This is a genomic window from Nocardia sp. NPDC058497, assembly GCF_042720195.1.
In the GTDB taxonomy this organism is placed as follows: Bacteria; Actinomycetota; Actinomycetes; order Mycobacteriales; family Mycobacteriaceae; genus Nocardia.
In genome coordinates, this window is sequence record NZ_JBHXMY010000164.1 from 1 (window position 1) to 10,684 (window position 10,684).

Below are 10,684 nucleotides of genomic sequence, written 5' to 3' on the forward strand. Positions count from 1 at the left end.
TTATTTGGTGGGGGGGGGGTGTTTTTTTTTCTAAAACCCCGCGGTCCCCCCCCCCACACCACACCACCGCCCCCCCCCCCAACCCCTCCCCCCCCGGCCCGGGGCGGGGGGGCGCCCCCACCCCGAGGCGACGGCGCTCGTGTACGAGGGCACCGAGCTGACCTACGCCGAGCTCGACGCCCAGATCAACCGCCTCGCCCGGTACCTGATCGACGACGGCGTCGGCCCCGATGTGCTGGTAGCGCTCGCCATCCGGCGATCCGTCGACCTCGTCGTCGCCATGTACGCCGTACTCACCGCGGGCGGCGCGTACGTCCCCGTCGACCCGGATCATCCGGCCGACCGCATCGCCCAGGTGCTCGACACCGCCCGGCCGCACCTGGTTCTCACGACCGCCAGGGACGACTTCGATATGCCGATCGTCGCAGGGGGCGTGCTGGGCGAGCAGGCGCCCAGGACCGTCGTGCTCGACACCATCGATACGGCCGCGTACTCGGACCGCCCGGTGGCCGACACCGAACTCCGCGCGCACCTGCGAGATTCGAACCTCGCCTATGTCTTGTTCACCTCCGGCTCGACCGGCAGGCCCAAGGGCGTGGCGATGAGCCATGCGGGTGTCCGGAATCAGATCGCGTGGCTGATCGAGCAGTACCGGATCGGCGAAGGCGATGCGTATCTGCAGAAGTCCGCCGCCGGCTTCGACCTGTCGGTCTGGGGCTTCTTCGCACCGCTGGCCGCAGGTGCGACGCTGGTGCTCGCCACTCCCGACGGGCACCGCGACCCGCTGTACCTGGCCGAACTCGTTGCCGCGCAGCGGATCACCATCGCCGACTTCGTGCCGTCCATGCTGGCGATGTTCGCCGCGCACGCCGAGGCGGAGCACCTGACGAGTCTGCGTACCGTCTTCGCGATCGGTGAGGCGCTCACTCCCGACACAGTGACTGCCCTGCAGGCGAAATCGACCGCGGCCGTGCACAACCTGTACGGGCCCACCGAAGCTGCCGTGTCGGTTACCGCCTGGCCCGCCGACGGTGCGACCGGGCAGACCGTGCCGATCGGTGTGCCCGAGTGGAACACCAGGGTCTCTGTGCTCGACGAGCGGCTGCGGCCGGTGGCGCCGGGTGTCGCCGGTGAGCTGTATCTGGCGGGCGAGCAGCTGGCCCGCGGTTACCTCGGCCGTCCCGATCTGTCGGCCGATCGGTTCGTAGCTGATCCGTTCGGCGCGGCGGGCGAGCGCATGTATCGCACCGGCGACCTCGTGCGCTGGACCCGCGACGGCGTCCTGATCTATGTGGCGCGCAGCGACTTCCAGGTGAAGTTCCGCGGCCAGCGCATCGAACTCGGTGAGATCGAGACCGCGCTGAGCGGGCTGCCGATGGTCAGTCAGGCCGCGGCGGTGGTGTCGGCGAGTCCGGCCGGTGACCGGCTCGTCGGGTACGCGGTGCCGGTGCCGGGCGCCGAACTCGATGCGGCGCAGCTGCGTTCGGCCGTGGGCGCGGTGCTGCCGTCGTACATGGTGCCGTCGGTGATCGTCGTGCTCGACGCGTTCCCGCTCAACACCTCCGGCAAGCTCGACCGCAAGGCGCTGCCCGCACCGGAATTCGTGGCACGGCCGTTCCGCGCCCCGGTCACCCCGGCTCAGCGGGCGGTCGCCGAGGTCTTCGGTGAGGTGCTCGGGCGCGAACAGGTCGGTCTCGACGACGGCTTCTTCGAACTCGGCGGCAACTCGCTCATCGCGACCCGCGTGGCGGCCCGCCTCGGCGCGGCCCTGTCGACCCGGGTGCTGGTGCGCACCCTGTTCGAGGCGACCACCGTTGTCGACCTGGCGGCCGCGCTCGCCGCGCAGATGGGCAGCGGCGCCGGAATCGCCTTGACGGCAGGTCAACGGCCGCAACGGGTTCCGCTGTCGGCGGCGCAGCAGCGGATGTGGCTGCTCAACCGCCTCGATCCGGCCTCGGCGGCCTACAACATCCCGATCGCGGTGCGTCTGCGCGGCGATGTGGACGCCGCGGCGCTGGCCGCCGCCGTCACCGATGTGCTCGACCGGCACGAGGTGCTGCGCACCGCGTATCCGGCGATCGACGGCATCGGCCATCAGGCGGTGTGGCAGTTCGTGCCGACCCCGGTCGTCGAGACCGTCGACCCGATCGCGGTGCCCGCCATGGTGGCCGCCGAGATCGGCCGCGGCTTCGACGTCACCGTCGCACCGCCCGTGCGGGTGCGGGTGCTGCGTTCGGCGCCCGACGAGGTGGTGCTGGTCGTGGTGATCCACCACATCAGCGCCGACGGATTCTCCGCGGGCCCGTTGCTGCGCGACACGACCGCCGCTTACCTGGCCCGGCGTGCCGGAGTCGAACCCGGGTGGGCGCCATTGGAAGTCCAGTACGCCGACTACACGCTGTGGCAGCGCGCGGTGCTGGGCAGCGAGGATGACGCCGAGTCGGCCGCCGCCCGGCAGGTGCGGTTCTGGCGCGACGAGCTGGCCGGGTTGCCCGGTCTGCTCGAGCTGCCCGCCGACCGGCCGCGGCCCGCGGTCGCCTCGCAGCGCGGCGCGAGTGTGGAAACCGTCGTGCCGCAGGAGATCTGGCAGCGCGTGGGGCAGCTGGCCCGGCGTGCGGATGCCAGTACGTTCATGGTCGTCCACGCGGCGCTGGCCGCGCTGCTGGCCCGGCTCAGCGGCGGCGGGGATATCGCCATCGGCACCCCCGTCGCGGGTCGGGGTGAGGCGGCGCTGGACGACCTGGTCGGCATGTTCGTCAACACCCTGGTGCTGCGCACCGCCGTCGACCCTGGCGCGTCCTTCACCGACCTGCTGCGCCAGGCCCGGCGCGTCGACCTCGATGCGTTCGAGAACGCGGACGTGCCGTTCGAACGGCTCGTCGACGTGCTCGATCCGGTCCGCTCGACATCGCACAGCCCGCTGTTCCAGGTGATGCTCGCCTTCCAGAACCTGGACGCGGCGCCGGCCGAGGTCAGCCTGCCCGATCTCACCGTGACCGGGCTCGACACCGACACCGCCGTCGCCAAGTTCGACCTGGACCTGGTGCTCGCCGACACGGCCGACGGCGGCTGCACGGTGAGCCTCACCTACGCCACCGACCTGTTCGATGCCGCCACCGCTGCTCGGATCGCCGACGGGTATGTGCGGGTGCTCGATGCCGTCACCGCGGATCCGGCCGGTGCGATCGGCGATGTCGACCTGTTGACCGGCGATGACCGCCGTCTTCTCGAAACCTGGTGTGATACTGCGCATCCAGTATCCGCGGAGGTGCTGCCCGTCGCGTTCGACCGGCAGGCTGCCGCGACACCGTCGGCAATCGCGCTCACTGACGGTGACACCTCGCTTACCTACGCCGAGTTCGCGGCGCGGGTGAACCGGCTCGCCCGGCACCTCGTCGACCAGGGCGTCGGGCCGGACACGGCGGTGGCCGTCGCCGCTCGCCGCTCGCCGGAGTTGCTGGTCGCGGTGCACGCCGTGCTGGCAGCCGGTGGCATCTACGTGCCGATCGACCCGGATCACCCGGCCGAGCGGATCAGCCGCATCCTGCGGATCGCGCAGCCGGTGTGCGTGGTCACCACGTCCGGCGACCGCGCGGACCTGCCGGTCATCGGCACCCCGCTCGACGGGGTCGACGTGGTCGTGGCCGATACGGTCGACCTCACGGGGTATCCGGCCGGGCCGCTCTCCGATGCCGAACGGGCGCAGCCGCTGCTGCCCGAGCACACCGCGTACGTGATCTTCACCTCCGGATCGACCGGTCTGCCCAAGGGCGTCGGCGTGCCGCATCGCGCCATCGTCAACCAGCTCGACTGGATGGCAACCGAATTCGGGTTCGCCGTGGGCGAGACGGTGCTGCACAAGACCCCGATCAGCTTCGACGCATCGATCTGGGAACTGCTGCTGCCGCCGCGCGTCGGCGCCCGCACCGTCCTCGCCCGCCCCGGTGGCCACGGTGACCCCGCCTACCTGGCGGCACTGATCGCCGAACACGGCATCGACACAGTGCAGTTCGCGCCTACACTGCTCGCTGCCTACGTGGCTGAGTCCACGGTTGCCCTGGCCGAGCGGCAGACGGAGCAGCTCGTGGCTGAGCCGACCGGTTTGCGGCGTGTGTTCGCCGGTGGCGAGGCGCTGCCTGCCGCGCTGGCACAGCGGGCTCGGGAGCTGACCGGCGCCCAGATGATCAATCTGTACGGGCCGACCGAGACTGCGGTGCAGGTGAGCACCCATGTGGTGTGCGATGCCGACACGGTGTCGGTGCCGATCGGTGCGCCCGTGTGGAACACCGGGCTCTACGTGCTCGACGCGCGCCTGCGGCCGGTGCCGCCGGGGGTGACCGGCGAACTGTACGTCGGCGGTGCGCAACTCGCGCACGGCTATGTCGGCGCGCCCGAGCTCACCGCCGAGCGATTCGTGCCCGATCCGTTCGCCGGTCCTGGCGCCCGGATGTACCGGACCGGAGACCTCGTCCGTCTGCGTGCGGGCGAGAACGGCTCCGCCGCACTCGATTACATCGGGCGCGGTGACCTGCAGGTCAAACTGAACGGTCAGCGCGTCGAACTCGGTGAGGTGGAAGCCGCGCTGCTGCGGCATCCTGGTGTCGCCCAGGCCGCGGCCGCGGTGGTGTCGGATGCGGGCGCGGATCGGCTCGTCGGGTACATCGTCGCGGATTCGGCTGGAGCGCACGGTGATCCGGCCGTGGTGCGCGCCGCGCTGGTCGCGGAACTGCCCGCGTACCTGGTACCTGCCGTGGTGCTCGTCCTCGACGAGTTCCCGGTCAACACCTCCGGCAAGCTCGACCGCGCCGCCCTGCCGCGTCCGGAACTGCGCCAGGCCGCCTATCGCGGTCCGGTCACCGAGACCGAGCGGGTTGTCGCCGGCGAATTCGCCCGGGTGCTCGGGCTGGACCGGATCGGCATGGACGACAACTTCTTCGACCTCGGCGGCAACTCGCTGACCGCGGTCCAGTTGTCCTCGCGGCTCGGCGCGGCACTGGGTGTCGCGGTGCCGGTCGCGTGGTTCTTCACCGACCCGACACCCGCCGTGGTGGTGAAACGGCTGCGCGCCCAGGACGATTCGGCCGACGACGCGTTCGCGGTACTGCTGCCGCTGCGCGCGAGCGGCACCGGCGCGCCGCTGTTCTGCATCCATCCCGTGGGCGGCGTGTCCTGGTCGTTCGCCGGCCTCACCCGCCACCTCGACCCGCAGCGTCCGATCTACGGTCTGCAGTCGCCCGCCCTCACCGCGGACGAACCGCTGCCCGCCACGATCGACGACTGGGCGCGGCGGTATGTCACGGCCATTCGCGAGGTACAGCCCGAGGGGCCCTACCACCTGCTCGGCTGGTCGCTGGGCGGGCTGCTCGCGCACGCCGTCGCCACCCGGTTGCAGGCCGAGGGCGCGGACGTGGCACAGCTGGCGATGATGGACAGCTGGCTCGGCGACGGACCGGAGCAGACCCCGATGCCGACCGTCGGCGATCTGCTCGGCGGCCTGGCCGGTGACGTCCTCGACGCGGTCTTCGACGCCGACGGACTCGCCGCCGCCGCGGCGCAGATCGGCGGCCCGCTGGCCGCGCTCGACCGGACCCGCATCGCCCGCATCATCGACGCCGCCACCGCCTCGATGAGCATGGTCGACGACTACCGGCCCGACCGGTTCGACGGCGATCTTGTCTACTTCGCGGCCACCGTCGACGACCCCACCGGCGCGCGCGGCGCGGCGAGCTGGGCGACGTCGATCGGCGGCGACGTGCACCGCTACGGCATCGACGCGACGCACTGGGCGATGGCGGGCGAGGCCGCGCTGGCCCGGATCGCCGCCGTGCTCGACGCGAACGAACCGGCGCACGGCCGCATCGACGCCGCGAGGCCCGATGCGCGGGCGGGGGTGCCGGGCGCATAGAATCGCGGAGCCGGCCGTCGAGCCTGCTGCCTGCTCGTCCCAGGCATCCGCGCACGTCGCCAGCACCCGTTTCGAGAGGTTGAGAACCCCATGTCAGTACAGCCGTCCGGTGGGATCGGGTGACGAAGCCACAGTTGACCGAGTCGAGTATCGAAACCGCTGACGACGTCTCCACCGACGGTGGTGTGCGGCGCACCGTGCTCCCCGGCGGGCTGCGCGTGGTGACCGAACACGTCCCCGGCGTGCGCTCGGCCTCCATCGGCGTGTGGGTCGGCGTGGGATCGCGCGACGAAGGCCCCACCGTCGCGGGCGCGGCGCACTTCCTCGAACACCTGCTGTTCAAGGCGACACCGACCCGCTCGGCGCTCGACATCGCCCAGACGATGGACGCCGTCGGCGGCGAACTCAACGCGTTCACCGCCAAGGAACAGACCTGCTACTACGCCCACGTCATCGACGAGGACCTGCCGCTGGCGGTCGAACTCGTCGCCGACGTGGTGCTCAACGGGCTGTGCCGGGCCGTCGACGTCGACGTGGAACGCCAGGTGGTGCTCGAGGAGATCGCCATGCGCGACGACGACCCCGAGGACCTGGTCGCCGACTCCTTCCTCACCGCCCTGTTCGGCGACCACCCGATCGGGCGGCCCGTGATCGGCACCGTCGAATCCATCGAAGGCATGCAGGCCGCGCAGCTGCGCGGCTTCCACCAGCGCCGCTACCGGCCCGACCGGATGGTCGTCGCCGTGGCGGGCAACGTCGACCACGACCACACCGTCGAACTCGTGCACCGCGCCTTCGCCGCGCACCTGGACTCCGCGATCGAACCGGCGTCGCGCCGCGAGGGCAAGTTCCGCGCGCACGCCGCGCCCAGCCTGGTCCGGATCAACCGCGACAGCGAACAGACCCACCTGGTCTTCGGTGTGCGCGCGTTCGGCAGGCACGAAGGACAGCAGCGCTGGCCGCTGTCGGTGCTCAACACCATCGTCGGCGGCGGCCTGAGTTCCCGGCTGTTCCAGCGCATCCGGGAAGAACGCGGCCTGGCGTACTCGGTGTACTCGAGCGTGGACACCTTCGCCGACACCGGCGCGTTCTCCGTCTACCTCGGCTGCCAGCCCGAAAACCTCGCCCAGGTCGCGACATTGGCGCGCGACGTGCTCGTCGACGTGGCGACCAACGGCGTCACCGACGCCGAATGCGCCCGCGCCAAAGGCTCGTTGCGCGGCGGACTGGTCCTCGGGCTCGAGGACTCCGCCTCCCGGATGAACCGCATCGGGCGCAGCGAACTCAGCTACGGCAACCACCGCAGCGTCTCGGCGACCCTCGCCCGCATCGACGCCGTCACCACCGAGGAAGTCAGCGCGATCGCACGCACCCTGCTCGCCCGGCCCTACGGTGCGGCCGTGGCAGGCCCGTACCGGCGCACCCGCGACCTGCCCGCCTCGGTGCGCAAACTGGTGGAGCACTGATCCTTTCGACCCCGGCGGGTCGGTACTCTGCACGCGGATGACCGCACAGGGGAGGGAGAGGTCGTGCCGGTGCAGGCGGCGATCGAACGGGCACGGGTGGCCAAGGAGATCGGAAAGGTCGAGGAAGCCCGGCGGATTCTCGGGACGGCGCTGGCGATGGCGCCCGACGATCCGGAAGTGCTGGTAGCACTGGGGAATATCGCGCTGGATCTCGACGATCCCGCCGAGGCGCTGCGCTGGGCGGGACAGGCGATCCACGCCGACCCCGACAGCCCCGACGCCCATCTGGTGGTCGGCATGGCGGCCGTCCAACTCGGCGATGTGGACCAGGCCATGCGGCATCTCGAGACCGCGGTGCGGCTGAGTCCGCACGACGCGCCGACATTGCTGCTGATGGCGTGGCTGCTCGCCTACGGGCCCGAACCCGACGAGACGCGGGCGCGGGCTGCGCTGGCCGAAGCGGTCGCCCTCATGCCCGACGACGCCGATGTCCACTGCTCAGCGGCCGAGATCTACCAGCATCTGACCGACCTCGACGCGGTCCGGCGGCACGTGACGGCGGGCCTCGCTCTCGACCCGACCCACACCGACCTGCTGCATAGGCAGGCCAGACTGGAATTCGGTGGCGTCGACGGCGGCCGAGCCGCGGCCGTCTCGATCCTGCGCGGACTGCTCGCCCGGACCCCGACCGACACCAAGGCTCGCCGGCTGCTCGCCGAAGTGCACTGGCGGGCGCTGATGCGATTGGCCGCGTGGGTGTGGGCGTTCGCGGCCTGCCTCGCCTTCGCGGCGATGTGGATCCCCGCGGGCGGGCTGCGCGTGCTGTCACCGGTGCTGTTCGTCGCGTTGCCGCTGGCCTGGTACGGGGTGTTCCGCAAGCTGCGCAAGCAACTTCCCGTCGGCTACCTGCGGGCCAGGGTGATGCGGCCACGGCCGCTGGTCGCGCTGCTGTCGGTGGGCGGGGCCGGGCTGATCGCCGACCTCGGCGCCATCGCGATGCGGTCGCAGTACATCGAACTCGTCCGGCTGGGCGGGTGGTGTGTGGTGCTCGGCGCGTTCGGCGCGGCGTTCGGACATCTGCTGCTGTTCACCGCGTGGCAGCGGCGCGGTCGCGACGACCCCTATCCCGGCGACGCCTTCGACTTCGCGTTCGGGATGCTCATCGGATCCGCGCTGCTCGGAGTGCCGCTGCTCGTCATTGCCGTACTCGGGCGGGGATGGGCTCGTCAGCCGGTGCTGCTCGGTGTCCTGCTCGCGGTGCTCGGCATCGTGCTGGCCACCGTCGTGCTCGAAGGGGTGATCGCGATGTGGCGGGAGCGGGAGAGCTATCGGCGCGTGCCCGCGATCGTGACGTGCGTACTCGGGCTGCTGCTCGCGGCCGGTGCCGCCGTGTGGTGGGGTGGCGGCGAGATCGTCGAGGGCCAGGTGCGCGGGCGTGAGTTGGTGGACGTGCCCGCGCCGCCGACCTCGCGTCGACCGCTCCCGACGATTCCGAGCCGGCTGTCGCCGACACCACCGAAGCGCTCGAGTACTACCGTCGCGCCGCCGACCTCAGACCGCTGAGCCGCCTCACTCCTCGTGATGGGCGCGGTTGGCGGCTTCGACGATCGAGGGGAGCAGGCCGGGGACGGCGGCGTCCACTTCGGCGGTGCGCAGGCGCTGGTAGGTCTGACCGTCGATGGTCAGGCGCTCGATCAGGCCAGCCTCGCGCAGGATCTTGAAGTGGTGGGTCGCCGTGGATTTGTTGATCGCGTCGTAGAGGGCCGCGCAGCGCAGCGGCTCGGCGGCATTGCTGAGGCGGCGCACCATCTCCAGCCGCACCGGATCGTGCAGCGCGCCCAGGACAGCGGGCAGCGCCGCGACCGGGAGGGTCGGCGCCGCGGAGTGGCCATTAGCCTGAGTCATGATCTACCTCACTCCGGGGTTTGATAGCCATCATACTCGGCGTAGTGTCGGGGCCGTTCGATGGTTATCAAACTCACCTGATGGGGGCCGCCATGGCAGCGACAACGATGGCACCGCCCGAGCCCGGGCAGCGCTGGGCGTACGGGCTGGTGCTCGCCGCGACCGGGGTGGCGCTCGGCGTCTCGGGGGCGCCCGCCCCGCTCTACGGCATCTACAAGACCCAGTGGCATCTCTCGCCACTCACCACGACCATGGTGTTCGCCGTGTACGCGGTGGCCGCCCTCGGCGCGGTGCTGGTCTCGGGCCGGGTGTCGGATGTGGTGGGGCGCAAGCCGGTGATCGTCGGCGCGTTCGCCACCATGATCCTCGGGCTGGTCGCGTTCCTGCTCGCCGATTCGGTGGCGATGCTGCTGCTGGCCAGGGCGCTGCACGGCGCGGCGGTCGGCGCCACCGTCGTGGCGGGTGCCGCGGCCCTGCTGGATCTGCGGCCCGAACGCGGTGCGCGCTCCGGACAGCTCAGCGGGGTGGCGTTCAATGTCGGCATGGCGGTCGCCGTGCTGGGCACCGCCGCGCTGGCGCAGTACGCGCCCTCGCCGTTGCGCACGCCGTATGTGGTGATCGCGGTGGTCTGTCTGGCCGTCGCCGCGGGGATGCTCGCGCTGCGTGAACCGCACACCGCCCGGGTGAAGGGGCGCATCACCATTGCGAAACCGGCTGTGCCGCAGGAGATCAGGGCAGATTTCTGGTTCTCCGCGATCGGTGTGATGGCGGCCTGGTCGGTGCTGGGTGTGCTGCTGTCGCTGTATCCGTCGCTGGCCGCGGCCGAGACCGGGGTGCACAATCTGCTGTTCGGCGGGGTCGTGGTGGCAGGCACCGCGTTCGCCGCCGCCATGGTCCAGCTCGTCGCCACCCGGATTCCGGCGCGGCGGGCCGCGATCATCGGCGACCTGGGGATGGCGGCCGCGCTGCTGGCCACGGTGCCCGCGCTGGCGACCAGGCAACCGGTCGCGGTGCTGATCGCTGGGCTCGTGCTCGGCGCCACCTTCGGGCTCGGTTTCGGCGGTTCGCTGCGTCATCTGTCGGAGGTCGTGCCGCCGCACCGGCGCGGGGAGACCATGTCGGCCTACTACCTGCTCGCCTATTCCGCGATGGCGTTGCCGACGCTGGCGGCGGGCTGGGCGGCGACCACCTGGGGCCTGGCGACGGTGTTTCCCTGGTTCATCGTGATCGTCTCGGTGGCCTGCGTGCTGGCCGCGTTGCTAGGACTGCGCGGCAGCCGGTCCTCGGCGACAGCGCGATAACGACAACACCGGCCGGTCCGCGGGCGGCCGCCCCGCCGGCGGCGTGGCGGGGGGGCGGTTAAACAAAAACCAACCCACCACTCCGGAAATAAACGGGGTTTGCGGCT

5 protein-coding genes and 1 pseudogene are annotated in these 10,684 nt (G+C 71.3%); 5 read left to right on the forward strand and 1 reads right to left on the reverse strand.

Annotation, left to right across the window (positions count from 1 at the left end):
• Nucleotides 1-127: 127 nt before the first annotated feature.
• From ACFWPJ_RS13795 to ACFWPJ_RS13810, 4 genes and pseudogenes are all read left to right on the forward strand, one after another.
• Nucleotides 128-1,576, forward strand: a pseudogene (locus ACFWPJ_RS13795) (amino acid adenylation domain-containing protein); the annotation flags it as partial.
• A 27-nt stretch (nt 1,577-1,603) separates the two neighbouring features.
• Nucleotides 1,604-5,905, forward strand: a complete 4,302-nt coding sequence (locus ACFWPJ_RS13800; protein ID WP_378850834.1) for an amino acid adenylation domain-containing protein — start codon at nt 1,604-1,606, stop codon at nt 5,903-5,905.
• Nucleotides 5,906-6,039: 134 nt separating this feature from the next.
• On the forward strand, nt 6,040-7,371 hold the full coding sequence (locus ACFWPJ_RS13805) for a M16 family metallopeptidase (RefSeq protein WP_378850836.1): 1,332 nt from the start codon (nt 6,040-6,042) through the stop codon (nt 7,369-7,371).
• A gap of 63 nt (nt 7,372-7,434) precedes the next feature.
• A complete protein-coding gene (locus ACFWPJ_RS13810; protein ID WP_378850828.1) occupies nt 7,435-8,934 on the forward strand; it encodes a tetratricopeptide repeat protein in 1,500 nt (499 codons plus the stop codon).
• A 6-nt stretch (nt 8,935-8,940) separates the two neighbouring features.
• On the opposite strand, the gene ACFWPJ_RS13815 is transcribed toward ACFWPJ_RS13810, so the two are convergent.
• Nucleotides 8,941-9,276, reverse strand: coding sequence for an ArsR/SmtB family transcription factor (locus tag ACFWPJ_RS13815; RefSeq protein WP_378850831.1), 336 nt, complete (start codon nt 9,274-9,276; stop codon nt 8,941-8,943).
• Between the two features lie 32 nt (nt 9,277-9,308).
• On the opposite strand from ACFWPJ_RS13815, the gene ACFWPJ_RS13820 reads away from it, so the two are divergent.
• Nucleotides 9,309-10,577 carry an MFS transporter gene (locus ACFWPJ_RS13820; RefSeq protein ID WP_378850839.1) on the forward strand — a complete coding sequence of 423 codons (1,269 nt, stop codon included), beginning with the start codon at nt 9,309-9,311 and terminating at the stop codon, nt 10,575-10,577.
• Nucleotides 10,578-10,684 lie beyond the last annotated feature (107 nt).